Annotated in this window: 23 protein-coding genes; 10 read left to right on the top strand and 13 right to left on the bottom strand. The window is 65.7% G+C overall.

The window, feature by feature from the left end; all coding sequences use genetic code 11:
- The first annotated feature begins 40 nt into the window (after positions 1–40).
- Complete coding sequence (locus tag KR767_RS11580) at positions 41–280, top strand: hypothetical protein (RefSeq protein WP_166947594.1); 240 nt, start codon at positions 41–43, stop codon at positions 278–280.
- A 76-nt stretch (positions 281–356) separates the two neighbouring features.
- Here the strand turns inward: KR767_RS11580 and secF are convergent, their stop codons facing one another.
- From secF to tgt, 4 genes are all read right to left on the bottom strand, one after another.
- A complete protein-coding gene (gene secF / locus KR767_RS11575; RefSeq protein WP_166947592.1) occupies positions 357–1,325 on the bottom strand; it encodes a protein translocase subunit SecF in 969 nt (322 codons plus the stop codon).
- A gap of 13 nt (positions 1,326–1,338) precedes the next feature.
- A complete protein-coding gene (gene secD, locus KR767_RS11570; protein WP_250876422.1) occupies positions 1,339–3,216 on the bottom strand; it encodes a protein translocase subunit SecD in 1,878 nt (625 codons plus the stop codon).
- A 67-nt stretch (positions 3,217–3,283) separates the two neighbouring features.
- Positions 3,284–3,637 carry a preprotein translocase subunit YajC gene (yajC, locus tag KR767_RS11565; RefSeq protein ID WP_166947588.1) on the bottom strand — a complete coding sequence of 118 codons (354 nt, stop codon included), beginning with the start codon at positions 3,635–3,637 and terminating at the stop codon, positions 3,284–3,286.
- A gap of 140 nt (positions 3,638–3,777) precedes the next feature.
- Complete coding sequence (tgt, locus tag KR767_RS11560) at positions 3,778–4,911, bottom strand: tRNA guanosine(34) transglycosylase Tgt (protein ID WP_166947586.1); 1,134 nt, start codon at positions 4,909–4,911, stop codon at positions 3,778–3,780.
- A gap of 126 nt (positions 4,912–5,037) precedes the next feature.
- Between tgt and fliK the strand changes: the two genes are divergently transcribed.
- Both fliK and KR767_RS11550 read left to right on the top strand, forming a co-directional pair.
- Entirely contained in the window at positions 5,038–6,192 is a 1,155-nt protein-coding gene (gene fliK, locus KR767_RS11555) for a flagellar hook-length control protein FliK (RefSeq protein ID WP_250876421.1), read from the top strand.
- On the top strand, positions 6,189–6,452 hold the full coding sequence (locus KR767_RS11550; RefSeq protein WP_250876420.1) for a flagellar biosynthesis protein: 264 nt from the start codon (positions 6,189–6,191) through the stop codon (positions 6,450–6,452). Before fliK ends, KR767_RS11550 begins: the two co-directional genes overlap by 4 nt.
- Before the next feature lie 235 nt (positions 6,453–6,687).
- Here KR767_RS11550 and murD read toward each other — a convergent pair whose 3' ends face one another.
- The 3 genes from murD to KR767_RS11535 are packed head-to-tail and all read right to left on the bottom strand — an operon-like array spanning position 6,688 to position 11,934.
- Entirely contained in the window at positions 6,688–8,040 is a 1,353-nt protein-coding gene (murD, locus tag KR767_RS11545; RefSeq protein ID WP_250876419.1) for a UDP-N-acetylmuramoyl-L-alanine--D-glutamate ligase, read from the bottom strand.
- Positions 8,027–9,376 carry a UDP-N-acetyl-alpha-D-muramoyl-L-alanyl-L-glutamate epimerase gene (gene murL / locus KR767_RS11540; protein WP_250876418.1) on the bottom strand — a complete coding sequence of 450 codons (1,350 nt, stop codon included), beginning with the start codon at positions 9,374–9,376 and terminating at the stop codon, positions 8,027–8,029. The genes murD and murL overlap by 14 nt, the downstream gene beginning before the upstream one ends.
- Positions 9,373–11,934: a bifunctional aspartate kinase/diaminopimelate decarboxylase gene (locus KR767_RS11535; protein ID WP_250879153.1), complete on the bottom strand. Its 2,562-nt coding sequence runs from the start codon at positions 11,932–11,934 to the stop codon at positions 9,373–9,375. The genes murL and KR767_RS11535 overlap by 4 nt, the downstream gene beginning before the upstream one ends.
- Positions 11,935–12,320: 386 nt before the next feature.
- On the opposite strand from KR767_RS11535, the gene KR767_RS11530 reads away from it, so the two are divergent.
- The 5 genes from KR767_RS11530 to KR767_RS11510 all read left to right on the top strand — a co-directional run bounded on the left by KR767_RS11530 (position 12,321) and on the right by KR767_RS11510 (position 18,660).
- A complete protein-coding gene (locus tag KR767_RS11530) occupies positions 12,321–13,634 on the top strand; it encodes an amino acid permease (protein ID WP_166947576.1) in 1,314 nt (437 codons plus the stop codon).
- Between the two features lie 47 nt (positions 13,635–13,681).
- The gene (locus KR767_RS11525; protein WP_284732838.1) at positions 13,682–14,233 is read left to right on the top strand and encodes a (2Fe-2S)-binding protein; all 552 of its coding nucleotides are present in this window, start codon (positions 13,682–13,684) and stop codon (positions 14,231–14,233) included.
- Positions 14,230–16,506, top strand: coding sequence for a xanthine dehydrogenase family protein molybdopterin-binding subunit (locus tag KR767_RS11520; RefSeq protein ID WP_250876417.1), 2,277 nt, complete (start codon positions 14,230–14,232; stop codon positions 16,504–16,506). The genes KR767_RS11525 and KR767_RS11520 overlap by 4 nt, the downstream gene beginning before the upstream one ends.
- Positions 16,507–16,532: 26 nt before the next feature.
- Positions 16,533–17,297 carry a class I SAM-dependent methyltransferase gene (locus tag KR767_RS11515; protein ID WP_250876416.1) on the top strand — a complete coding sequence of 255 codons (765 nt, stop codon included), beginning with the start codon at positions 16,533–16,535 and terminating at the stop codon, positions 17,295–17,297.
- A gap of 79 nt (positions 17,298–17,376) precedes the next feature.
- The gene (locus KR767_RS11510; RefSeq protein ID WP_250876415.1) at positions 17,377–18,660 is read left to right on the top strand and encodes a polyhydroxyalkanoate depolymerase; all 1,284 of its coding nucleotides are present in this window, start codon (positions 17,377–17,379) and stop codon (positions 18,658–18,660) included.
- Positions 18,661–18,663: 3 nt separating this feature from the next.
- Here KR767_RS11510 and KR767_RS11505 read toward each other — a convergent pair whose 3' ends face one another.
- A complete protein-coding gene (locus tag KR767_RS11505) occupies positions 18,664–19,365 on the bottom strand; it encodes an SDR family NAD(P)-dependent oxidoreductase (RefSeq protein ID WP_250876414.1) in 702 nt (233 codons plus the stop codon).
- Positions 19,366–19,486: 121 nt separating this feature from the next.
- On the opposite strand from KR767_RS11505, the gene KR767_RS11500 reads away from it, so the two are divergent.
- Positions 19,487–20,413, top strand: a complete 927-nt coding sequence (locus tag KR767_RS11500; RefSeq protein ID WP_250876413.1) for a LysR family transcriptional regulator — start codon at positions 19,487–19,489, stop codon at positions 20,411–20,413.
- 840 nt (positions 20,414–21,253) lie between these two features.
- On the opposite strand, the gene KR767_RS11495 is transcribed toward KR767_RS11500, so the two are convergent.
- The 3 genes from KR767_RS11495 to KR767_RS11485 all read right to left on the bottom strand — a co-directional run bounded on the left by KR767_RS11495 (position 21,254) and on the right by KR767_RS11485 (position 24,072).
- Positions 21,254–22,423, bottom strand: coding sequence for an SLC13 family permease (locus tag KR767_RS11495; protein WP_250876412.1), 1,170 nt, complete (start codon positions 22,421–22,423; stop codon positions 21,254–21,256).
- A 3-nt stretch (positions 22,424–22,426) separates the two neighbouring features.
- Positions 22,427–23,197, bottom strand: coding sequence for a GIN domain-containing protein (locus KR767_RS11490; RefSeq protein WP_250876411.1), 771 nt, complete (start codon positions 23,195–23,197; stop codon positions 22,427–22,429).
- 110 nt (positions 23,198–23,307) lie between these two features.
- Positions 23,308–24,072 (bottom strand): DUF4097 family beta strand repeat-containing protein, encoded by a 765-nt coding sequence (locus KR767_RS11485; protein ID WP_250876410.1) that lies wholly within the window; start codon positions 24,070–24,072, stop codon positions 23,308–23,310.
- 165 nt (positions 24,073–24,237) lie between these two features.
- On the opposite strand from KR767_RS11485, the gene KR767_RS11480 reads away from it, so the two are divergent.
- Complete coding sequence (locus KR767_RS11480) at positions 24,238–24,759, top strand: hypothetical protein (protein ID WP_166947558.1); 522 nt, start codon at positions 24,238–24,240, stop codon at positions 24,757–24,759.
- Between the two features lie 648 nt (positions 24,760–25,407).
- Here KR767_RS11480 and KR767_RS11475 read toward each other — a convergent pair.
- Positions 25,408–25,623, bottom strand: a complete 216-nt coding sequence (locus KR767_RS11475) for a hypothetical protein (RefSeq protein ID WP_250876409.1) — start codon at positions 25,621–25,623, stop codon at positions 25,408–25,410.
- Positions 25,620–25,769, bottom strand: a complete 150-nt coding sequence (locus KR767_RS11470) for a hypothetical protein (protein WP_250876408.1) — start codon at positions 25,767–25,769, stop codon at positions 25,620–25,622. Before KR767_RS11470 ends, KR767_RS11475 begins: the two co-directional genes overlap by 4 nt.
- Positions 25,770–26,476: the final 707 nt, after the last annotated feature.

Raw genomic sequence — 26,476 nt, 5'->3', positions numbered from 1 at the left:
ACGCGGTGTGACACGAAACAAACAGGGGCAGCTGAACACCATGAACGTCACCACCACCACGTCGCCATCCCGGCGCCTGGCGTGGGCCGCCGCCGCCATCCTCGCGATCGTCGGCCTCGTTGGCCTGGCGCTTACGCCGAGGGTAGCCGCCGCGATTCCTCGCACGGCGATCCAGATGGTATACGCCTGGTTGTGCGCTTCACTCGTCGGGTCCGCCTATGTCGTGGTCACTCTGGCCAACGACACCGAAGGCGCCCTCGAGGATGGCGACGACCACTGAATCTCAGGGACGAGGTCGTGACAGCAAAGAAAAACCCGCCGATGGCGGGTTTTTCTTTGCCCGGAGATACGCCCTGTTACGGGCGACGCTCCAGTTCCGGATCTTCCTTGGTGCGCGGCATGAGGTCCTGCTTGGACACGCCCAGCCACAGGAGGATGGGGCTGGCGACGAAGATGGACGACAGCGTGCCCACCAGGATGCCGATGAGCATCGTGATGGCGAAGCCGTGAACCACCGGGCCGCCGATGAAGAACAGCGCCGCCATGGTGATGCCGGTGAACAGCGAGGTGATGATGGTTCGCGACAGCGTGCTGTTGATCGAACGGTTCAGCACTTCTTCCGGCGTGGCGTTACGGCTGGACCGGAACAGTTCGCGGACGCGATCGAACACCACCACCTTGTCGTTGATGGAGTAACCGACCACCGCCAGCACCGAGGCCAGCACCGTCAGGTCGAACTCACGCTGGGTCAGGGCGAAGATACCCAGGGTGACCAGGACGTCGTGCACTTCGGTCGCCAGCGCGGCGATCGCGAAACGCTTCTCGAAGCGGATCCACAGATAGCCCATGATGCCGACGATCACGAAGATCACGGCCACGATGCCGTCGCTACGCAGTTCCTCGCCCACCTGCGGGCCAACGAAGGAGTAGCTCTTCATGGTCGCGTCGGGACGGCCCACCTTGATGGCGGTGACGACGTCGGCGGCTACCTTGGAAGCCACCTCGTCACCCTTTTCGTTGGTAGCTGCCTGCTTGCTGTCATCCTTGGGCTGGAGGCGCACCGTGACTTCACGATTGCCACCCACGGCCTGCACCAGGGGATTTTCCAGGCCATTCTTTTCGAGGGCCACGCGGACGTCATTGGTATCGACCGGATGATCGAAGGCCACCGACACAGCCACGCCGCCCAGGAAGTCCTGCCCGTAGTTGAAGCCGCGCACGCCGATCAGGGCCAGCGAGGCGACCATCAGCAACACCGCAAGGCCGATGCTGTACTTGCGCAGGCCGAGGAAGTTGAAGTTCGAGTTGTGATTGAAGATTTCCATGGCGTCCCTCCCGTCAGACCGACAGGGTCTTGAGCTTGCGGCCGCCGTGGATCAGCGCCGTGATGGCATGGGTCACCGTCACCGACGTGAACATCGAGGTGAGGATACCGATGAAGAGCGTGACGCCGAAGCCCTTGATCGGGCCCGAGCCCATGGTCATGAGGCCGAGCGCTGCGAGCAGGTGGGTGACGTTGGCATCGAGAATGGTGGCCCATGCCTTGTCGTAACCCGTGCGGATCGCCGCCAGCGGCGACGAGCCGTTACGCAGTTCCTCTCGGATACGTTCGCAGATGAGCACGTTGGCGTCGATCGCCATGCCCAGTGTCAGCACGATACCGGCGATGCCCGGCATGGTGAGGGTCACGTGGATCAGCGACATCACGGCCACGAGCAACACGAGGTTGAAGAACAGGGCGATGTCGGCCACCAGGCCGAAGAGCTTGTAGTAGATGGCGGCGGCCACGAGCACGAGGCCCAGGCCCAGCATCACTGCCTTGAAGCCCTTGTCGATGTTGTCGGCGCCCAGGCTGGGGCCGATCACGCTTTCGCCCACGATATCGATGGGCACGGCCAGCGAACCGCCGCGCAGCAGCAAGGCCAGCTCGGAGGCTTCCGAGTCCGACGGCAGGCCGTTGGTCTGGAACTTCTTGCCGAAGGGGCTGCTGATGTTGGCGTAGTTGATGACTTCCTCGGTGATCTTCGGCGTCTTCACTTCCTTGCCGTCGACCATCTTGGTTTCGGTGGTGCGCGTGATGTACAGCACCGCCATCGGCTTGCCGACGTTGTTGTTGGTGAAGTCCTGCATCTTGCGCGCGCCGGCGGCGTTGAGCGTGACGCTCACGTTCGGCGAACCGTTCTGCTGGTCGCGGCCCGAGGTGGCGTCGATCAGCTCGTCGCCGGTGGCGATGATGGACTTGCTGAGCAGGTAGGGGCGCTGGTGATCGCGATCCCAGTAAAGCTTGGCATCGGGCGGGATGTTGCCCGAACGGGCTGCGTCGAGTGCCTGCTGCGGCGTGTAGAGGCCCGCGCGGTACTGCAGCGTGGCCACGGCGCCGATGATCTTCTTGGCTTCGACCGTGTCCTGCACGCCCGCCAGTTCCACCACGATCTGGTTGGCGCCCTGCTGCTGGATCAGCGGCTCGGACACACCCAGCGCATTGACGCGCTGGCGCAGCGTGGTGAGGTTCTGCGTGATCATGGCCTGCGACAGCTCGCGGAGCTTGGCCGGCTTGATCGTGGCGTTGATGGTAAAGCGGTTGCCGCTGGACGGACCGTCGGCCACCTGCAGCTCGGGGTAATCCGTGCCGATCAGCGCGGCAGCCTGCTGGCGGTCGGCATCGGTGCGCAGCACGAGGTTCACGCCCTGGCCGCGCGCATTGCGGTTGACCGAGTCGTAGTTGACCTTCTTCTCGCGCAGCAGGGCGCGGATGTCGTCGGTGTAACGGGTTTCCTGCGCGTCGACCACGGCGTTCGGGTCGACTTCCATCAGGAAGTGCACGCCACCCTGGAGATCGAGGCCGAGCGGCATCGAGTTCGCGCTGATGGCCTGCAGCCAGCCCGGCACCGTGGATGCCTGGTTGAGCGCCACCGTGTAGTCATCGCCCAGGCCCGTACGCAGCGTCTCGGACGCCTTCGACTGGGCGTCGGCATTACCGAAGCGGGCGAGCAGGCGGCCTGCCTTGTCGTCGACGTCGATCGACGAGGCCGGCACCTTGGCGGTGTCGAGCAGGGTCTGGATCTTGCTCTTGAGGGAGGCGTCGACCGCGGCACCGCGGTTGCCGGAAACCTGCACCGCCGGCTGCGGCGGGAAGACGTTCGGCAATGCGTAAACGATGCCGAACAGCAGCACGATCACGACCAGCGCGTACTTCCAGCGTGGAAAATCACTCATGTATTACGTTCCATGAAGGCGGCCGGGGAAACCGGCCGCGGCTGACGCTCGGGTGAGGACAAAGCCCTCAGGACTTCTTCAGGCTGCCCTTGGGAAGCACCTGGGTGATCGAGCCCTTCTGCACCTGCACGACGGTGCCCGGGGCGATCTCGACACGGACGAAGGATTCGCCGACGTCCTCGATGCGACCGGCCATGCCGCCGCTCATCACCACCTCGTCGCCCTTGGCGAGAGCGGACAGGAGTGCGCGGTGTTCTTTCTGCCGCTTCATCTGCGGGCGGATCATCATGAAATAGAAGATGCCGAACAGCACCGCCATCATGATGAGCGGGGAAAGACCGAGGGCTCCGCCCTGCTGAGCGCCGGCGGTGGCGCCGGCGGCGCCCTGCTGTGCAACGGTGGCAAACGTCGTAAGGCTCATCGGATTTCTCGCAAGTCATGGAACGATCAAGGAAAAGCGACCGTTCACGTAAAAAGATCGTGGATTATGCCACGCGCCCCGGCGGTAATGAACCGCACCCCGTCACGGCTTTTGGGGCGATGCGAGCAAGCCGCAAGGCTCTACAGGCCGTCCACCTGCGCCTTTTTGCGGGCCTCGTAGAAGTCGGCCACGAAATCATCCAACGTGCCGGCCTCGATCGCGCCACGCAAACCGGCCATGAGCCGCTGGTAGTGACGCAGGTTGTGCATGGTAGCCAGCTGGCTGCCCAGGATCTCGTTGCAGCGGTCGAGATGGCGCAGATAGGCGCGGGAGAACCCGTTGGCGCAGGCGTAGCAATCGCAACCTTCCTCGATCACGCGCGTATCGGTGGCGAACTTCGCGTTACGTATGCGTAACGTGCCTTCCCGGGTAAACAGGAAGCCGTTGCGGGCGTTACGGGTGGGCATCACGCAGTCGAACATGTCGATGCCCCGGCGCACGGCCTCGACGATGTCCTCCGGCCGGCCCACGCCCATGAGATAGCGCGGGCGATCCTTCGGCAGCATCGGCAGGGTGAAGTCGAGGGTGTGGTTGCGCTCGGCCTCCGGCTCACCCACCGCGAGGCCGCCCACGGCATAGCCGTCGAAGCCGATCTCGATCAGCTTCGAGGCCGAACGGGCACGGAGATTCTCATAGGTACTGCCCTGGACGATGCCGAACAGGGCGTTCGGGTTGCGCAGGTCGTTGAACGCCTGGCGCGAGCGCTCGGCCCAGCGCAGGCTCAGCTCCATGGAGTCGGAGGCGACCTTCTCCGTAGCCGGATACGGCGTGCATTCGTCGAAGATCATCGCGATGTCGGAATCCAGCACCTTCTGGATGCGCATGGATTCCTCCGGCGACAGGAATACCTTCGAGCCGTCCACCGGCGAGGCGAAGGTGACGCCTTCTTCCGTGATCTTGCGCTTGTGTGCCAGCGAGAACACCTGGAAGCCACCCGAGTCGGTCAGGATCGGCTTGTCCCAGCCGATGAAGCGATGCAGGCCGCCAAACTCGCCCACGATCTCCAGCCCCGGCCGCAGGAACAGGTGGAAGGTGTTGCCGAGGATGATCTCCGCGCCGGTGTCCAGGACGTCGCGCGGGGTCATGGCCTTCACGGAGCCATAGGTACCCACCGGCATGAAGGCGGGCGTTTCCACGGTGCCACGGCCGAAACGGAGACGACCGCGCCGGGCCGCGCCGTCGGTGGCGAGGAGTTCGAAGGGAAGATTGGTCATGGGTGCCATTCTAGCGGACTCGGCCCGTGCGGCCGACCCGCCTAAAGTTCTTGCCGGGCAGGCCGATCCTTATCCCATAGGAGCGCGCCCATCCGGGGCCCGCCCAGGCCCCCGGAGGACCTGCCCTTGATCATCCAGCCGACCAGCCTCGCCGCCCAGTTGTGGGCCGGCGCGGCCGCAGGCACCACGGCCGCCGTCGATGCATGGCGGGTGGGTACGCTGCTGTCGGCACGCATCATGGGCCAGAACGACGTGGGCAAGGTGCTGCTGGATATCGGCGGCATCGCCGTCGAGGCGGATGCCACCGGCACCCAGCTCCCCCAGCAGTTCCAGGTGCGGGTGCTGACCCAGGGTGCGCAGCCCCAACTGGAAGTGCTGATGGCCAGCCTGGATGAGCGCGTGGCCATGCAGGGCCTGCGCGAGCGGCTTCCCCAGCAGAACGGTTACGCGCCCCTGCTCGGCGTGCTGGCGCAGCTGGCCCGCAGCCCGGTGGCCCGGGCGCTTCCGGCCCCGCTGCGCGCCGCGCTCGCCACGCTGGAAGCCTCGATCAACAAGCCCGCCGACGTGGCCACGCCGCTGGGCATGAAGGAGGCCATCGCCCGCAGTGGCAGCTTCCTGGAAGCCCATCTCGCCCAACCGGACGAATCCACTCCGGCCGCCGATGATTTCAAGGCGGCCCTGCTTGCGCTGCGCCGCGCGCTGGCCGACCTGCCCACGGCGCGCCCCGGACTGGCGGCGCCACGGACCCTGGCCGACACTCCCCCGCCGCTGGCGCAGCGCGCCCTCGTGGCACAGCCGCGCGCCGCCGAACTGGCGATCGCGGACGACGAGGTGGAAACCCTCGTCGCCAACCTGCGCACCGATGTCCGCGCCGCGCTGGCCCGCGTCGAGATCGGGCAGTTGGAATCCCAGCCGCAGCATGGGCTGTGGATGGTCGAGATTCCGCTGGCCGGCGTACGTGGATATGACGTGCTCCAGCTGCGTATCGAGGAAGGCAAGGCCGGCGCGGTCGAAGCCGAGGGCCTGTGGACGATCGGCTTTGCCATCGATCCGCCGACGCTGGGTGCCGTGCAGGGGGAAATCCAGCTTCGCGTGCCGCGCGTTTCGGTGCGCCTTTGGGCGCAGCACGAGCAGACGGTGGGCCGCCTGGAAGACAGTTTCCTTTCGCTGCGCCATCTGCTGGAAAAGAGTGGGCTACAGCTCGATCAGTTCTCCTGCACGCACGGCTTGCCTGCCCCGACGAACGCGTACAGCGCCGTCCTGCTCGAAGCACGCGCATGACCCATTCGCTTCCTTCCCCGCGCCGCAGTGTCACGCTGCGACTCGCCTCCCCTACCAGCAACGGACAGAACCAGCAGATCGACGCCGACGGGGTGAAGGCGATGCTGGAGCGTGCGCAGGCGCTGGGACTTGCCCCGCAGCTCGATCCGCAGATGGCGACGCTGCTGGCGGCCGTGAGGTTGCGTGAGGATGTGCCGCCGGAGCTTTATGCGGCGCTGGCAGCCGTAGTGGGAACGTTGCTGGCCGCGGCAGCGGAGTAAGTACGGTCGTTATCGCCTGACCGGTCGCGCGCGAGGCGCGCTCCTACAGAAGCGGATGTGTTGGCGTGCGGGTCGCGCGGAAGGCGGCCGCTTTGAATCGGGGGCGCACAGGATGGGGATGCGTTGGCGTGCGGGGTCGCGCGCGAGGCGCGCTCCTACATGGCACTGCCTTGCGCAGGATGGAATGCGTTGCCTTGTAGGAGCGCGCCTTGCGCGCGACCACAGGTGACGAACCCTAAAAAATCCCCATCCCCTGAATCGAAGCCACCTTCGGCTCGAACCCCGCCAGTTCGGCAAAACGCCTGCCACGCTCGGTGTAATCCTTGAACTGATCGAAACTCGGCGCCCCCGGCGAAAGTACGACGCAGCCGGTGTGACCCAGCACGCGCCGCGATGCCTCCACCGCAGCCGCCAGGTCCGTCACCCGATACACGTTGCGCACACCCGCTTCCTCCAGCGCCGCCGCAATACGCGGCCCGTTGGCCCCTTCGCAGACGATCGCCTCGGGTGAGTGCTTACGCATGGCATCGACAAACGGCGCCCAGTCGAGCCCGCGATCGTGCCCGCCGACGATCAACGCCACGCGCTGCCCAGGCACGCTTTCCAGCGCAGCAAGGCTCGCCAGCGGCGTGGTGCTGATGGAGTCGTTGATCCAGTGCAGGCCATCGCGCTCGCCCAGCGGTTGCAGACGATGCGGCAGCGGAGCGAAAGTCGACAACGCGGGCACCGCGGCCTTCGCATCGAAGCCCATGAGTTCCAGCGCCGCCAGTGCGGCACAGGCGTTGATGGCATTGTGCAGCCCCGGCGCCGACACCGCCGTGGCCGGCGCGATGCGCTCATCGCCACGCAGGATGAAACCATCGGCGGCATGCCAGCCGGCCATATCGCCAAAGGTGTGCAATCCTGGATGCGCACGAGCGCGATCAAGCAGCGCCGGCTGCATCGCATTCACCAGCACATTCTTCGACGCAGCCAGCAGCTTCAACTTGTCATCGATATAACGCTCGCGGGATCCATGCCAGTCGAGATGCTCCTCGTACAGGCTGGTGACCACACCCAGATCCACACCACTGGCTTCGCTCGTCTGGTAACTCGACAGCTCGATCACCCACAGATCGGCCACGCCGTCATCGAGTTCGAGCATCGGCAGGCCGATATTGCCCGCCAGCGCCGTCCGCACGCCAAGCGACCGCGCCAGATGCGCGATGAGCGCAGAGGTGGTGCTCTTTCCCTTGGTACCGGTCACCGCGATGCTACGCGTATCAGCATGTGATGCGAACCACAGTGCCGTGCCCGAGGTAAAACGGGTGCCGCGCTCCTTCGCCGCCAGCAGTTCCGGCCGATAGGCGGAAATACCGGGCGATTTGATCACGATATCGAACGACGCCAGCGCATCGGCGTCCGGCGCGACGGCGTGCACCGCCACGGAAGGAAAATCCTTCCGTGCGATATCGGCCTCCTCGGCGGAGCCATACAGATCAACCGCCTGCCCCGGCAGGTGCCGCGCCAGCGCATTCAGCGCAGCGCGACCCTCGCGGCCGAATCCCCAGACGGCAACGCGTCGACCGTCGAGCTCAGCCCAGTGCATCCAGCGCTCCGCGCAGGCGTTCCGGCACCAGATGCGATGCGCCTGGCTTCAGCCATGCATCGATATCCAGTTCGTCCTTGTCCAGTTGCGGAAGGATCTCGCGACGGAAGCGCGAGACGAGGGCGTCTTCACGCCACTCCGGCCGCTCGGCCAGCGAGGCCAGCGCAGCGCGCGCTTCCGCGCCCTCGCCCACGCATTCGAACGGCTTGTGATCCTTGTATTCCAGCAGCGCATCGAACGCGCCAGCCAGCGATTCGTCATCGAGCAGGTTACGGCCGAAGATCGATACCAAGCGTGCCTTGGGCATGAACGGCGCCAGCGCGAGGAACACGAAATGGCACTTCGGACACTGCCCGCACCAGCGATCCGCCGGCTTGGGGCCCAGTATCCTGAAATTGCGATTGCAGCTGGAGAACACACCGAAGTATTCACCACCCAGGCGCGCGAACGCACTGGTGACCGCCAACTCCGACCACGGCCGCAACAACGAGCAGTAGTCGAGATCGGACGCGACATGCGAATGCAGGTAATCGTGGAAGGTCTTCTCGAAACCGAAGCCCTTGCTCCACTGGTGGTTCACTTCCTGGCCGTCGTATTCCAGCGTGGCCACGGAGGCAGAACGCTCGTTGGCAAACACGATGGAATCGTAGCCATACAGGATCGCGGCCAGCGTAAGAATCGCGGAGTTGATCGCGGTCACCGGAATGTGGCCGTTCCACGCGCCGAGCTGGTTCAGCTCGAACAACCCTGGCGCGAGTTCACGCGAGATATTGAGCGTGGACAGGCCGGTGCGGGCAGCACATTCGGCAATGAGCGGCGAATTGCCGACCCATACCGCCGTGGCCTCGGCACCGATGGATTTCACCGCCTCGACGGCCACCACCGAATCCTTGCCGCCACCGATGGGCAGCAGCGAGCGATGCGGCAGGCCGACGGCCGGCGCGGTACCACCGCCCTTGCCCTCGAAGGGAAAACGGATGCGACCACGCAGGTCGAGCCGGTTGCGATAGGCGAACTCGGCCAGGCCATGCAAGTACAGCGCGTCGGCAAGCGACGCGCTGTCCTCGTCGAGGGGCTCGCCCTCGACGACGATCGTTTCCGGAATGCCCGCCTTGTAGTAGCTGACACCGGCGACGATGTGGAGCAGGCGCAGAGCCGCCGCGAAAGCGGCCTCGCGTCCGGCCGGCACCTGGGGCGCGCCGGGGAAGGTCACGCGTTCGACGAGTTCGGGACCCTCGTCGAACGCATACGCCAGTTCGGCCACGCCATCGGTGAAGGCATGGCGGACAAAGCGGAAGCGCTGGCTTCCGCGTGGATCGGTGAACCGGGTTGTCACGGGAGGATCACCTCGTCGGCCTCGTCACGCAGGTTGTATCGCGACGCCATCGCCGCACCGTAGGCACCAGCCTGGGCGATGAGGATGACATCGTCCTCGCGCGATTCGGGCAGGCGCCGGTCGGAGCCGAGGATATCCCCGGACTCGCAGATCGGGCCGACCACCTGGTACATCGTGGTGGCGGGTTCGCCGAAACGCGTGAGGTTGGCAATTTCGTGCCAGGCATCGTAAAGCGCTGGGCGGATCAGGCTGTTCATGCCCGTATCGAGGCCCAGGTAACGCACGTTCGCGCCCTTCTCCTTGTCCTGGGTGACCTTCGCCAGCAGCACGCCAGCATCGGCCACGAGGAAGCGCCCGGGTTCCATCCACAATTGGAACTGCGGATACGCCTGGCGCACGGAGGTGATGACGCGATCGAGCGCGGCCATGTCCAGCGGCGCCTCGCCCGGATGCGACGGCACCCCGAGACCACCACCGATGTTCAGCACCGAGATGGTGCCGATGCGTTCGGCCAGCGCCGCAAGCTGCGAATAGACCTCGCCCCAGTGACCGGCATCGAGGATGCCCGAGCCCAGGTGCGCATGCAGGCCGATCACCCGTGCACCGGCCGCATCGGCCAGGCGCAGGAAGCGGTCTACATGTTCGATGGGCACGCCGAACTTGCTGTCCGTGCCGCCGGTTTTCACCTTGTCGTGGTGACCGAGGCCACGGCCCAGGTCCACGCGCAGCACGATGTCGCGACCGGCAAACATCTCGCCCCAGTGCTCCACCGGATGCAGCGCATCGATGGTGATGGTGGCGCGGGTCGCCAGTGCGGCGGCGAAGTCGCGACGCGAGGCGAAGTTGGGGGTGAACAGCAACGGCGCGCTTTCGGGCACCACGGCCGATACCGCCGCCAGTTCGCCCGGCGACACGCATTCGAAGGCAAAACCCTCTTCCGCAAGAGCGCGCAGGATGGCTGGATGCGTGTTGGCCTTGACCGCGTAATGCACGCGATCCACGGCGTTCAGCGCCTTCAGCCGGCGTGCCTGCGCACGCACGGTGGGCAGGTGGTAGACGTAGCGCGGGGTGCGTTCGCCAGCCAGTTCGAGCAGGCGCGGACGCTCGGCCTGCCACCATGCGGCGGCCGGCAGCACCGGTTCACCGGTGCCGTACAGCGACTGCCAGCTGGGACCGAAGACCACGCTGTCGTCGGTGCGCAGCGCGCCGGCACCGATCAGCAGCTCGTGCAGGCGCGGCAGCATGTTGTCCACCACGTCCTCGTCCACCACGAAGGTGAGGTTGAGGTTGTTGGACGACTGCGAGATGAGATGCACGCGCAGCTGGCCGAATTCCGCCAGCACGCCCGACAGCTTGTGCAGCATCGAGCGCATGCCGCGACCCACGAGGGTGATGGCCGCGCACGGAGCGATGACCTTCACCCGGCAGACGCGGGCGAGATCGGCCGCCAGCGCCGCGATGGCGTCGGAATCGAGCAGGTTCTCGGTGGGATCGAGCGACACGGTGACGTTGGTTTCCGCCGAGCCGATGAGGTCGACCGACAGGCCGTGGCGCTTGAAGGCATCGAACACGTCGGCCAGGAAGCCGACCTGCTGCCACATGCCCACGGATTCCATGGAGATCAGCGTGATGCCCTTGCGCGCACTGATCGCCTTGACGCTGGGCGCATGCTCGCGCACCTCGGGGCCGATGACCGTGCCTTCCAGTTCCGGACGATTCGTGTCCTTCACCAGCAGAGGCACGCGCGGCTCGCGCAACGGCGACAGGCAGCGCGGATGCAGCACCTTGGCCCCGGTGGAGGCGATTTCCTGGGCCTCTTCGTAGTCCAGGCGCTGGAGCAGGCGGGCACTGGCCACCTGGCGCGGGTTGGCGCTGAACATGCCGGCCACGTCGGTCCAGATCTCCACACGCGCCGCCGCAAGCAGCGCACCGAAGTACGCCGCCGAGGTATCCGAGCCACCGCGACCCAAGAGCACCGTGCGACCGTCGTCATCCCGGGCAATGAAACCCTGCGTGATGAAGACCTCGCCCCGCTCCGCCAGCATCGCCGACAGCGCGGCGTCGTGGTGGGGCTCGACCATGGCCGAGAGCAGTCGCGTGCGCTCGTTCTGGTTGGGCAGGGCCACGGCGTGCAGGCACTCGCGGGCGTCCAGCCAGGTGGTGGGCAGACCGTTGGCACTGAGGAAGGCCGCACCCAGGGCGCTGGACATCAGCTCGCCATGCGCCTGCACGGCAGCCTGCCAGGCCAGCTCACCCAGCAAGGTCGCGCCGGTGTCGGCGAGTCCGGCCAGGTCCGCGAGGCGGGCACCCAGGGTATCCGGCATCGCCAGGGACATCTCGGCGAGCAGGGCATGGTGGCGATCGGCCAGTGCGGAGGCCGCATCCGAGCGACGTTTGGGTTCGGAGTGAGTGCAAAGCTGTTTCAGCCCGTCGGTAATGCCGGACAGGGCGGATACCACGATCAGCACGCGGGCGCCTTCGGCGCGGCGGCTGGCGGCCAGCTCGAGGATATTGCGCCAGCGTGCGGCGGTGGCCACGGAGGTGCCGCCGAACTTCATGACGATCCAGGGCGCGTTGACTGGCAACGGCGCGTTTGCGTTCTCGCTCACGGGACTCTTCGGTTGGTGGGGAAAGCGGATGCCGGGTTACCCGGCAAATTCACCGAAGTGTTGCGCTGCAACGGGAAAAAGGCAAACCGCCACCCATGTAGGAGCGCGCCTTGCGCGCGACCGGTACGCCAGGCGCCTTGCAGGCTATCCGAACGCAACCATGGAAACACGCCTCGTCATCGCTTCGTTGGCCTGTCGCGCGCAAGGCGCGCTCCTACAGGGGGATGGGGCCGTGGCGGGCGCGCTCCTGCATGGGTAGCGCTGACATTTCCTTGCGTAAGGTGGGGGCGCGCGCCATCCTGCACGGCCATCATCACCACACCGCGACGCCCATCATGGAAAACCCCGGCTACGCCCGCCGCCTCACCCTCATGGACGCCGCACTGATCGTCGTCGGCGGCATCATCGGCGGGGGGATCTTCCTCAATCCGGGCATCGCCGCGCAGCGCACCGACTCGGGGCTGATCCTGCTGGGCCTGTGGGTGGCCGGCGGCCTGCTCACCCTGGTGGGCTGCCTCTGCTACGCCGAGCTGGGCGCGCGCCGGCCCGAAGCAGGCGGCAGCTACGTCTACCTGCGCGAGGCATTTGGCCGTCTGGCCGGCTTTCTGTTCGGCTGGACGATGCTGCTGGTGATCTACAGCGGCAGTGCCGCCGCCGTGGCGACCATCTTCGGCAGCTATGCCACCTCCGTGTTCGGGCTGTCGCCCACCCTGGTGAAGCCGCTGGCGGCCGGTGCCCTGGTCTTCGTGACCGGCATCAACCTGTTCGGCATCCGCCTGGGCGCGCAGATACAGAACGTGTTCGCGATCCTGAAGCTAACGGCCATTGCCGTGCTGGTGGTCACGGGGCTTGCGTTCGCCGGTGCCGGCACCACGCAGGCTCTCGCTGCCAGCGCCTCGCCGCCCTCGGGCAACCTCGCCGGCGCCCTGCTGCCGGTGCTGTTCGCTTTCTCCGGCTTCGCTTACCTGAACAACCTCGCCGGCGAAGTGCGCGAGCCGCAGAAGACCCTGCCGCGCGCCCTGGTGCTTGGCATGCTGGTAGTGATCACGGCCTATGTGCTCACCAACTACGCCTACCTCGCCGTGCTGGGCCACGACGGCCTCGCCGCCAGCCAGGCGCCGGCTGCCGATGTCATGAGCCGCGTATTCGGCGCCTCGGGCGCGAAGATCATCGCCATTGGCATTGCCATTTCCACGCTTGGATTCTGCAACATCACCCTCGTCGCCGGTGCGCGCGTATTGCAGGTGATGGGCGAGGACGGCCTGTTCTTCTCCATGGTGTCGCGCCTGCACCCGCGCCACCGCACGCCGAACATCGCCCTGATGATGCTCTCCGGCTGGGCGATCTTCCTGGTGCTGGTAGCCAATTACGGCCAGCTGCTCGACTTCGCTACCTTCGGCGACTGGGCTGCCTACGCCGTCACCATCGCCACCCTGTTCTGGTACCGCCGTCGCGTGAACGAGCGCCCTGCCTTCGTCACCCCGGCCTACCCTCTGCTGCCCCTGCTGTTCCTGGTCACGGTGATCGCCGTGGTCACGGCGTACGCATGGTCCAAACCGCTCAGCGCCGGGGTCGTCTGCCTGGTGGTGCTTGCCGGATTGCCCGTGTACGCCGTGTGGCGCCGGCTGTTCAGCCAAGTGGCTCGCTGAACAGCTGAACGGATGCCACAATGCGTCCGTTCAGCTGAGGAAAGCAGATGGCACAGCAAGGCCCGACGTCTCCCGTACCCGTCCCCAACGCCCATGACGCCAGTCAACCGGCGCCCAAGCCCGTACGCGATGGCATCGATCTGATCGTCAACGACAAGCGCTACCGCCACACCGGCGACAAGGCCATGCCGCTGCTGTGGTACCTGCGCGACGTGCTGCGTCTGACCGGCGCCAAGTACGGTTGCGAGCAGGGCGACTGTGGCTTCTGCACGGTCATCGTCGACGGCAAGGCCGTGGCGTCGTGCCAGACCCGGATGGAAAAGATGACCGGCAAGCGGGTCACCACCGTCGAGGGACTGGCCGGCAAGGACGGCAAGCTGCATCCCGTGCAGCAGGCCTGGATCGACGAGGACGCCATCATGTGCGGCTTCTGCCAACCGGGCCAGATCATGGCTGCGGTCGACCTGCTCTCCCGGCAGAAGAATCCTTCCGATGCCGATATCGACAAGATCGGCAACCTCTGCCGCTGCGGCAGCTATGGCCGTATCCGCAAGGCGATCAAGCGCGCCGCCGACACCATGAAGGACGGCAAGGCATGAGCGGTGAGATCCGTCTTTCCCGCCGCCGCTTCCTGAAGTACGCCGCCGGTGCCGCTGGCGCCCTGGTGATCGGCATCGGCTCCGTCGAGGCCGCCGAGCGCCCGGTGCCCCTGGCCCTGCTGGGCGACAGCTGGTCGCAGGTGGGCCCTTACCTGCGCGTGGCCGCCGATGGCCGTGTGTTCATCGGCGTACGCGACCCCGATAACGGCGAAGGCACCGCCACCTCCCTGGCCCGCATCATCGCCGAGGAAATGGACGCCGACTGGAGCCGCATCATCGTCGAGCCGCTGGGCCTCGGCGTCAGCGTCGACAACGGCCAGGCGAAATTCACCTACGGCCACCAGCGCAGCGGCGATGCCACCAGCATCCCGGCCGCCTGGGCCGACCTGCGCCAGGCCGGCGCCCTGGCGCGCTGGCTGCTGCTACAGGCCGCCGCTCGCCGTCTCGGCATCCCCGCCGACCAGCTTCGTGGCGAAAACGGCATGGCCGTGGCCGCCGATGGCCGCCGCATCTCCTACGCCGACCTCGCAGCCAGCGCCGCCGATATCGACGCGCCGTCCAGCGCGCCGCCGGTGAAGCAGGCCGACCGCTACCAGTTCATCGGCCAGCCGGCCGGTGACGTCGATGCGCTTGCCGTGGTGACGGGCGCACTGGCCTATGCCGGCGACGACAACATCGGCGACCCCGTCATCGCCGTGCTGGCGCGCTGCCCTTATCCGGGCGGTTCGCTCGACCAGGCCGACAGGGAAGCCGCCGGGCGCATTCCGGGCGTGCAAGCTGTCATCGACCTGACGCCTGAGCAAGGCCAGCCCGCAGGACTCGCCGCGCAGGCGCCCGCCATCGTGGTGCTCGCCAGCGATACCTGGGCGGCGCTCTCCGGTCGCAACGCGCTCAAGGCCACCTGGAAACCTGGCGCAAACACCGAGCCATCCACCGGCACGCTCGAACAGCAGGCCCTCGACCTGTTCGGCAACGAACAGGCCACGCCATCGACGGTGCGCAACGACGGCGACGTGCTCGCCGTGCGCAAGAAGGCCGCACGCGCCCTCGAAGCCACCTATTTCCAGCCGTGGGTGGCCCATGCCACCGCGGAAACACCCAACTGCACCGTTCGCCTCGACCCGGACACCAGCATTACCGTCATCGCCGCGACCCAGTCGCCGCGACAGGTGTACTCGGTGGTGCAGCGGATGACAGGCCTGAAGCCGGACCAGATCGATATCCGCGTACCGCGCGGCGGTGGCGGCTTCGGTCGTCGCCTTGAAGCCGACTACGTGGCCGAGGCGGTGGCCATCGCCCTGGCGAAGAAGCCGGACACGATCCGCAATCGCCCGATCAAGGTGCTGTGGACCCGTGACGACGATCTCGGTCACGACTACTACCGCCCCATGGCGGTGCACCGTCTCAATGCCTCACTCGACCGCAAGAAGAACATCGTCGGTTGGCACCAGCGCATGGCCAGCCCCTCGGCGCTGGTCAACCGCAACGTTCCCGACAATCGCCTCTGGCAGTCCGAGCTGGTAGCCGACGCACTCCCTGCCGGCCTGGTGCCGAACTTCCGCAGCGACTGGTATCCGCTGTCGTCGCAGCTGCAGCGTGGCGAATGGCGCGGCTCACCCCATGTGACGCCCACCTTCGCCAGCGAAAGCTTCATCGACGAACTGGCGCATTCGGTGCAGGCCAATCCACTGGATTTCCGCGTGGCCCTGCTGGGCAGCCCGCGTCAGCTGCCCTACGCCGGACGCGGTGGCCCCATCGATACCGCCCGCATGGCGAACGTGCTGAAGCTCGCCGCCGACAAGCTCGACTGGAGCCGCTGGTTGCGTAGCGAGAACGGCCTGGGCATCGCCTGCGCCTATGTCTTCGGCGCTTACGTGGCCCATGCCGTTGAAGTCGCCCCCACCCAGGACGGTATCGACATCGTGCGTGTCGTGGTGGCGGCCGATGTCGGCCGGGTCATCAACCCGAAGGGCCTGGAAGCGCAGTTGCAGGGCGCCACCATGGACGCACTGTCCACTGCCCTCAACCTCGCCATCACCATCAAGGATGGCAAGGTGCAGCAGAGCGGCCTGCGCGATTACGCGCTGTCCGCGACGCAGCCGATGCCCAACGAAGTAGAGACCATCATCGTGCCCTCCACCGCCGATCCGGCGGGTGCGAGCGTCGTTGGCGTTCCTTCCGCGGCACCGGCCCTGGCCAATGCCGTCTTCCGCGCCACGGCCGTGCGCGTACGCAGGCTGCCCCTGCTGCGCGAACTGGCGCGGCTGCGGTAATTCCCGACCGGTTCCCGAGGTATCGCATGACATTCTCATCGTTCACCTCGGGGCCATCGGCACCGCGCAGCGACGCCGACCTGGTCGGCACCAATCGCCGTTTCTACGACAGCCTGTGGTCCGAGGCGAAGCTGTTCGCTCCGGAGCGTTTCAACACCTGGCCGCTGGTCAGCGAACTGGTGGCGAAGACCACCCGTCGACTGGAAATCGCCCCGGGCCTGCGCCCTCGCCTGCCCCTGGCAGATACCCAGTTCCTGGACCTCAGCCAGCCCGCGCTCACGCAACTGGCGAAGCACGGCGCCAATGTGGCGCACGGCCTCATCGGTGAACTGCCCTTCCAGGACGCCAGCTTCGACTTCGTCTGCGCGCTCGACATCCTCGAACACGTGGTGGACGACGAAGGCGCCGTCGCCGAACTGGCCCGCGTCGCCACGCCGGGAGCGCACCTGTTGCTGTCGGTGCCGCTGGACCCTGCCGCCTGGACCGCCTTCGATGAATTCGTGGGCCACTACCGCCGCTACGAGCCCGACGGCATCCGCGCCCTGCTCGCCCGCCATGGGATCACCATCGAGCGCAGCGCCGTCTATGGCATGCAACCGAAGTCCTCCCGCCTGCTGGATCTGGGGCAGTGGTTCCTGACCCATCGCCGGGCCCGCGCCATGTGGTGGTACAACAAGGTCTTCATGCCGCTGGGCGTGCGTTTCCAGAAGCCCCTGGCTTTCACGCCGGGCTTCACGCCGGGCGCTGGCGTGGACGAAGTCCTGCTGGTCTGCCGCAAGGTCACCCCTTAAATCGAGTAAAAACAGGGGCTTTACACATGGCGCGCCGCAACTGGTTATGATGCGCCATCTCCCCGCCCCCGGAACCGGCATGCTCTACCTCATGCACGAATGGCAGCGCTCGATGCTCAGCCCGCTTACCTATTGGGCCGAAGCCAGCGCGAAGATGTTCGGCGACGCCGCCAGCCCCTTCGCCCGCATGCCGGGAGCCGACCGCGCCGCCGCGGGCTACGAGCTGATGTTCCGCCTGGGCAAGGCCTACGAGAAACCTGAGTTCGGCATCCACAGCGTGCATGCCCACGGGCATGACGTCGCCATCGTCGAACAGGTGGCCATGGCGAAGCCGTTCTGTACGCTCAAGCGCTTCAAGCGCTTCTCCGACGACCAGGCCACGGTCGACAAGATGAAGCACGATCCGGCGGTGCTCGTGGTGGCGCCGCTCTCGGGCCACCACTCCACCCTGCTGCGCGATACCGTGCGCACCCTGCTGCGCGACCACAAGGTGTACATCACCGACTGGGTCGACGCGCGCATGATCCCGGTGGAAGAAGGCTCGTTCTCGCTGGCCGACTACGTGTCGTACATCGAGGAATTCATCCGCCATGTCGGCGTGCATCGCGCGCATGTCATCTCGGTGTGCCAGCCCACCGTGCCGGTGCTCGCCGCTGTCTCGCTGATGGCGGCCCGTGGCGAAGACACGCCTGCCTCGCTCACCCTCATGGGTGGCCCCATCGACACGCGCAAGAGCCCCACCAGCGTCGACAACCTCGCCACCACGCGTCCGCTGTCGTGGTTCAGCGGCCAGCTGATCCACAAGGTGCCTTACCAGTATCCGGGTGCGGGACGCGACGTGTATCCGGGCTTCCTGCAGCATGCCGGCTTCATCGCGATGAATCCCAGCCGCCACCTCATGTCGCACTGGGACTTCTACGAAAACCTGCGCAAGGGCGACCTCGACGACGCCGAGGCGCATCGCAAGTTCTACGACGAATACAACGCCGTGCTCGACATGCCGGCCGAGTACTACCTCGACACCATCGAAACCGTGTTCCAGGAACACCGCCTGCCCAAGGGCACGTGGGAAGTGCACGGGGAGCTGGTGCAGCCGGCGAAGATCAAGAACACCGCCCTGCTCACCATCGAAGGCGAGCTGGACGACATCTCCGGGCTGGGCCAGACCGAAGCTGCGCATGGCCTCTGCAAGGGCATCGCCAAGAAGCAGAAGAAGCACATCACCATCGAAGGGGCCGGCCATTACGGCATCTTCAGTGGCCGCCGCTGGCGCGAGATCGTCTACCCGGATGTCCGCGACTTCATCAAGAAGTTCGACAAGGGCAACAGCAATACGGGCGCCAAGGGCACACGCCGCGCCTGAGTGTCACCAGGGCACCGTCCGGCCGCGATAGTCCAGGTATCGCAGGCCCGGGGTGCCCTGCTGCTTCAGCAGCACGTCCACGAGACCGGGAATGCTTTCCTCGATGGTGAGCGGCGCACCCGTACCACCCAGCTCCGTGCGCACCCAACCCGGCGCCATCAGCACCATCGCCCGTGACGAACCGGCATGACGTGCAGCGAAGCTGCGCATGCACATGTTCAGTGCCGCCTTGCTCGCACGATAGACCTCGCGCTGGCCGCCTTCGTTGTTGCCCACGCTGCCCTGCCCCGACGACATCACGGCAACGATGCCGTCTGCCGGCACGTTGCGCTCCAGCGCCTCGACGACGCGCATGGGGCCGAGCGTATTGGTCAGCATGACGTGCATGAAGTCGTCCGTTGCCACCTCGCCGATGGTCTGGCTCGGGTCGCGGTTGGTCGTTCCCGCGTTGACGAAGAGGATGTCGAAGCGTCGCCCTTCCAGGCGGTCGCGCAGCGCGGCGATCTGGGCCTGCTCGCAGACGTCCACCACCTCGATCTCTACGCGGCCGGGATGGGCATCGGCCAGCGCGTGCAGCGGCGTATGTCCGCTCCCGCGACGTACCGTGCCGACGACATGCCAGCCCTTATCAAGGCATTCCGCAGCGATCGCATGGCCAAGTCCACGCGAGGCGCCGATGAGGAGGATAGAGGGGGTGTAAACCATGGGAGAGTCCTTCGGAGGTCGTGACCCAACGCATGCTGCGCCCGGGTGGATACATGCGCAAGACGCATAGGAATCAATACATGATTGCATTCAACGCCATATATGGCGGTATCCTCGCGCCATGGACGCCATCGACCTCAACCTGCTCACCGCCCTGGATGTGCTGCTTGCCGAAGGCAGCGTGACCCGCGCCGCGCGCCGCCTGGGCCTGAGTGCCTCGGCCATGAGCCGCACGCTCACGCGCCTGCGCTTGGCCACGGGCGATCCCTTGCTCGTGCGCGCCGGTCGCGGCCTGGTACCCACCCCGCACGCCATTGCCCTGCGCGAACGCGTGCCTGCGCTCGCGCGGGACGTACACGCGGTGCTGAGCCCGCCCAGCGACCGCGTGGACATCACCTCGCTGGACCGCCTGTTCACCATCCGCGCAAACGAGGCGTTCATCGCGTTCTTCTCGTTGCCGTTGCTGAAGGCGATCAACGAAGTGGCACCTCTCGTACGCCTTCGTTTCGCGCCGAAGCCGGACAAGGATGCGACGCCGCTGCGCGAGGGGCAGATCGACCTGGACGTCGGCGTGGTGGAGTCTCCTGCGCCGGAAATGCAGTCACAGCCTTTGTTTCAGGACCGGCTGGTCGGCGTGGTGCGGGAAGGCCATCCCCTGTTGAAACAGCGACGCATCAGCGCAGAGCAATTCGCGGCCTTTGCTCATGTCGCAGTGTTGCCGAAAGGGAGTACTCCCCATCCGCTGGACGAGGCGCTCTACGCACTGGGCCTGAGGCGCGATGTACGCGTCGAAGTGCCCGGATTCCCCGATGCCTTGCGCATCGCGCAACATGCCGGCCTCGTCGCGACCGTGCCACGCTCCTGCCTGGGCAATGCACTGACCGCGACCGACACGACCACCCCGGGCCTGGTGTCATTCGAGCTGCCGCTGGAAACGCCGCCTTTCACCATCTGCGCCATCTGGCATCCGCGCATGGATGCAGACCCGGCGCATCGCTGGCTGCGCGATGTCGTCGTGTCACTGTGCCGGCAGGCTTATCCCGATTGACGTGCGCTGCTCATGAATTGACCAGTGAAACGCAAGTCGTTGACTGCCAAAGCGCGATCCGACTTGTCCACACCCTTATGCAGTGCGTATCCACATTCCATGTGGATAACCGGCTTCTGTAGGAGCGCGCCTTGCGCGCGACCGGGGTTGTCGCGGAAACCGGTCGCGCGCAAGGCGCGCTCCTACAGTGGTTACGTTTTAACCATTGCAACGCAACCTGCTGACACGAAAGACCGGTTCCGGCTTATCCACACCCTTATGCAGCGCGTATCCACACTCCATGTGGATAACCAGCTTCTGTAGGAGCGCGCCTTGCGCGCGACCGGGGGTTGTCGCGCTGACCGGTCGCGCGCAAGGCGCGCTCCTACAGTGGTTACGTTTTAACCATTGCAACGCAACCTGCTGACACGAAAGACCGGTTCCGGCTTATCCACACCCTTATGCAGCGCGTATCCACACTCCATGTGGATAACCAGCTTCTGTAGGAGCGCGCCTTGCGCGCGACCGGGGTTGTCGCGGAAACCGGTCGCGCGCAAGGCGCGCTCCTACAGTGGTTACGTTTTAACCATTGCAACGCAACCTGCTGACACGCAAGCTCGGTTCCGGCTTATCCACACCCTTATGCAGCGCGTATCCACACTCCATGTGGATAACCAGCTTCTGTAGGAGCGCGCCTCGCGCGCGACCGGTCAGCACGACGACCCCGGTCGCGCGCAAGGCGCGCTCCTACAGTGGTCACGGTTTGACCAAGGCAATGCAAGCTACTGACACGAAAGCCCGCTCCCGGCTTATCCACACCCTTATGCAGTGGCTTTCCACATTCCATGTGGATAACGCGAGCTAGAGCAACGCCCAGCCCAGCAAGCCCACCACGATGAAAAAGGGAATCGACCAGATATGAAACGCAAGCCATGCCTTGCGCTCACCAAGCAGGCGCAAGGCAATCAGGTTTGCGAGCGAACCAAGCACCACGCCGAATCCGCCTGCATTCACGCCCCACGCAAGCGTGCGCCAGTCATGCGAGTACTCGCTGAGCAGGATGGTCGCCGGCACATTGCTCATCACCTGGGATACCAATGCGCTGGTGACGTAGAGATGCCCCGGATGATCCAGACCCAGGCCACCGATGAAATCACGAATCACCTGGAGCCCGGCCAGCAGCTTCAGGTCGATGAACATCAGCACGAAGGTTAGCAACAGCCCCCAGTCGATCGCAACGACGATACGCGGCCGAAACGCCAGAAATACGACAAAGACACCGAGCAAGGCCCAGCCTGCCATGTGCATGTCGGCAAGCACGATGAAAGGCAGGTACAGCACTGCCGCGACGATCAGCATGCGGTGATCCACCTGCTCGTCGCCACGGTCGTGCACTTCGAGGCGCGTTGCGGGAAAAGCAAAAGCCGTTACAACCAGCAACAAACCTAGCGCCAAGGCCACCAGCGGCAACATCGCCAGCACGAAGCCGCCGAAGCCGTTGCCCCACTGCTGCCACAGGAACAGATTCTGCGGGTTACCGATGGGCGTAAGCATCGAGCCAGCATTGACGGCCAGCGCCTCGAAGATCACCAGCTTGGTCGCCGGCATGCGCGCGATGCGGCACATGCTGAGTGTCAACGGCACCATGACAAAGAGCGAGACGTCGTTGGTCAGCAGCATCGACAGCAGCGCCGTGGCCGCGACGAGGCCGAGCGCCGCGATGCGACGAGTGGCCGTGCGATCGATCAGCCAGTGACCCGCCACATGCAGGGCGCCGCTCGTCTCCACTGCCTTGGTGAGCAGTAGCAAACCTGTAAGTGCCGCGATAGTCGGCCAGTCGACCAGCCCGGGCCATTCGGGCAGGCGCGACGGCAGCGCGATCGCGAACACGACCGACGCTGCCAGGAGCGTGAGGAACAACATGTCGCGGCGTAATCCGCGCAGCGACTCCGGCAACCAGTTCATCCGCAGATTCCCACCCAAGATGGGCAGATGATAGTGGCCGCGATCGTCGCGGCCACGTGCAGGCATGAATCAATCCTGCTTCGGCACATCCAGCTTGCCGCCGACGTTTTCCTTCGTGTAGTTCAGGTCGCCGCTGCCCTTCTTGCGCACCGTGAGATTCTTCTCGACATGACCGACAGCCAGGCTGCCCGAGCCGATGCGGTCCACGGACAGGCTGCCCTTCACGCCGCCAATCTCGGCGTCACCGGAGCCGATGGTGTCCACCCTGGCATCGCCGGCAATCTCATTGGCACGCAGGTCACCCGAGCCTACCGCCGTCACATTGAGGGGACCAATGCCGCGGAAGGCGGCTTCACCCGAACCCACCTTCACGGTGACCGGTCCGGCGATGTCGTTGGCTTCAAGCTCGCCTGACCCGACCTGGGTGTCCAACGACTTCAGGCCGCGCACCTTGGCGCTGCCCGAGCCCACCTCCAGCTCGACCGGGATGCTGGCCGGAATGGCCACGTTGGCCTTGAGGTCGGTGTAGTGGCTACCGAATCCCCAGCTGCTCTCCTTGCTTTCCAGGGCAATGGTCAGCGTGTCGCCGTTCTTCTGCTGGGTAACCGCCAGGCCGTCGAGCAGCTTCTGGTCCGATGCGCATGCCTTGCCGCTCACGCTGCCACGCGTGCCGCTGCCCTTGGCTTCCACCGTGAGGTCGAAGGCGTTGGTGACGAAGTGCACCTTGCTGATACCGCTCAGGTCGAGATCGAGATTGCGGTCGGCGTGAAACTCGCAGTGATTGCTGGCAAATGCCGCCGCGGGTGCCAGCAGGAGGGCGGCGAGGATGAGTTGACGCATGGATGAAGCCTCCGTGGAAGTCTGGGCCGGTAGAGATGAGCGGCTGGACAGCCAAACGTTACAGGATGGAATTTCGCCGACACGAGCATGCCGGAAGTGGTCGCCGGTGTTTATCGGTCTTTCGGCACGTCTACCGTGCCGCCGATGCCGGAGTAGTTGATGCTGCCGCTGCCCTTGTGGTCCACGGCGAGGCTTCCCTTCACGTCGCTGACCGTGAGGCCGCCCGAGGCCACGCCACGCGCGCTGACGTTACCGTTTACCCCGCTGACCCGCAGGGAACCCGAGGCCACGGATCCCAGCGTGGCATTGCCGCGGATCTGGCGGGCATCGAGCGACCCGGACGCGACGCTTTCGACATTCAAGGAGCCGATGTCGGTGAACGTCGCCTGCCCGGAAGCCACCCGTGCACCGACCTGGCCCTTGACACCCTCGGCCTTGAGCAGGCCGGAGGCGACGGTGGTGTCCAGCGACGCCACGCTGCGCACCTTCGCGGTACCCGAAGCCACTTCGACGCGAACCGGCACGCCGGCTGGCACGCTGGCCGTTACGCGCAGGTCGTTATAGCCGCTGTTCCAATGCCACTGGGGAGCAAAATTTCCCAGGGTGACCGTCAGCACGTCGCCGTCCCGGCTCTGGGTGATGACCAGATTCTCCAGGGCATCCTTGTCGGATGCACAAGCCTTTCCATCGGCCGAACCACGATTACCAGAGGCATTTCCGGCAACCTCCAGCTCGTAAGAACCGGTGAGGAAACGCACCTGGCGCACGCCCGAAAAATCGAGGTCGAGATGGCGGTCGGCGTGAAATTCGCAACGGCCATCGGCCATGGCAACGGCGGGGACAAGCAACAGCAAGGCAAACAGTGACTGACGCATGGGTAAATCCTCCGGGGGCGTGTCTGACCCGGGCATGGATGCCGCCCGACCGCAAAAGGTTGCATACCGGGAGTTCCCGCGAATCTGAGCGAACGCCAACGTAACGGTCAACCGTCGTCGTTACGGCACGTTTTTCCCCGTGCAAGCCCAACCCGGAGACATCTCATGCAACGCAAGACCCTTATCGCCAGCGCAGTTTCACTCCTCCTTGCCGGTTCGGCCGCCTTCGCGTTCGCGCAGGATGCCGCCCCGCAAGCTCCGGCCGCTCCGGCCGCACACAGTGCCCCGCAGGGCCAGGGCCAGGGTCAGAAGTGGGGCCGCGGCCCCGGTGGCGACCACGGTAAGGGCGGCTGGAGCCAGCACGGCCACGGCGGCATGCGCAGTGGCGTAATCGGCGACATCCGCGGCCTGGAACGCCTGTACATCATGTCCGGTCGCCAGAAGGAACTGCCCGCGCTGTACAACGACATCCTCGCCAAGTCGCAGAACCCGCGCGTGCGTGACTACGCTTACCGTCACCTGGCCCGCACGCAGATGCAGCCGCAAAACGTAGACGCCGCCATCGCCACGATGCGCAAGAGCCTCGACGAGAGCCTCGCGCAGGACCAGAAGCGCCACCAGGAAATGGAAGCCTTCAAGGCACGCATGCAGCAGCGCGCATCGGCAAAGACCCCCGATAGCAAGTAAGACCGCTGCGAGCACGAGAAACGGAGCCTCATGGCTCCGTTTCTTTTTCGCCCCGATATGCGTTGTAGGAGCGTGCTTGCGCGCGACCGTTTGATACGCCGCATCGCCAGTTGAAAGAGGCATCCCTACCGAAGGGGTAGGAGCCGATCGTATCGGCGATGTTGCGCTCCGTAGGAACCCAGCCCATGTGGTGTTTCGCTCCGTAGGGAAGGCTCGGCTTACGGCCTCGCATCGGCGCGTGAGGCGTGGCGTTGCAGAGGCGACGGGGGCGGCCCTTGGCGCTCCGGCCTGCGGTGTCCCTCGGGAAAGGAGAGCCGCTACGCGGCTCAGTGTCTTATGGCTTCGCCCCTTCGGGCCCGGGGAGTGGGCGGGGTTTCCTGACTCGGCCTCCGTGCCTCGGCAGGAAAGGCCGGCCTTCCTGGCCGGCCCCGCTACGCGGCCTTTTCCGCCCGCTCCCCTCACCTCCATCAAGTCGCGCCAAGGGCCGCCCCCGTCGCCTCTGCCGATCTCATGGTGATCGTGTGGAAAAACCTCTGGGGTTACTGCACCCCTGTAGGAGCGCGCCTGCGCGCGACCGGTTATCGCGAATACCTTCATCGTTTCGATTCATCCGGTCGCGCGCAAGCACGCTCCTACAACGTAACGCTGCTACCGGAGGGGTAGGAGCCGATCGCATCGGCGATGGATGCTCGCCATATCGCCCACGGCGTACGACCCGGCAATAAACACCACAAACGACAGCACTGAAAACATCCGCGCCCCCGTCACCAGTGAACACGCCCCGCCATAGCTGCTCAGGTAGATAAGCAGGTTCACCACCAGCAACATCAGCGCGACACCCACTTCCCACAGCCCCACGATCATTTCGCGCCTCCCAGCGCACGCACCTCGCCCCATATGCGCCGCCCGTTCGCCTGCCTGATGCATTGCAGACGCATGCGATACAGCACGTTGACGCCCGACATCGCCCGGGCGACACCGCGTTGATTCGGCAACTCGGTTTCGGCCATGTATTCCGTAAAGACGCACTGCATCGCATCGGTATACGCCTTTCATGCGGTCGAATCGGCTTTGGCGCCGATCGATTCGATATCCATCGTGCGACACGCGCCCCCTCTAGGAGCGCGCCTTGCGCGCGACCGGTTGAACGGCAACGATGATGTTCTGCGCGATGAATGGTCGCGCGCAAGCGCGCTCCTACACGACAGTAGTTGCGTCAGGTTAGTCGTGAGGTGGCGCCGGTCGCATCGGCGATCCGTCTTGCGACACCGCATCCCTGTAGGAGCGTGCTTGCGCGCGACCGGTTGGATCGAAACGATGATGGTTTTCGCGACAACCGGTCGCGCGCAGGCGCGCTCCTACAAGATCACCGTGAGATGGGTAGAGGCGGCGGGGGTGGCCCTTGGCGCGAGGTGATGGAGGTGAGGGGAGTGGGCGGAAAAGGCCGCGAAGCGGGGCCGGCCAGGAAGGCCGGCCTTTCCTGCCGAGGCACGGAGGCCGAGTCGAAAAGCCCCGCCCGCTCCCCGGGCCCGAAGGGGCGCAGCCATAAGACACCGAGCCGCGCAGCGGCTCCTCCTTTCCCGAGGGACACCGCAGGCCGGCGCGCCAAGGGCCGCACCCGTCGCCTCCAGGCGACCACGCCACACGCGCCGAGTGCGAGGCCAATAGGCGAGCCCTTACTACGGAGCGGAAACCCACACGGGCTGACGTTCCTATG

Origin of the sequence: Luteibacter anthropi (assembly GCF_023699965.1) — a bacterium.
Classification (GTDB): Bacteria; Pseudomonadota; Gammaproteobacteria; order Xanthomonadales; family Rhodanobacteraceae; genus Luteibacter; species Luteibacter anthropi.
This window is presented reverse-complemented; position numbering and strand designations above follow the sequence as displayed.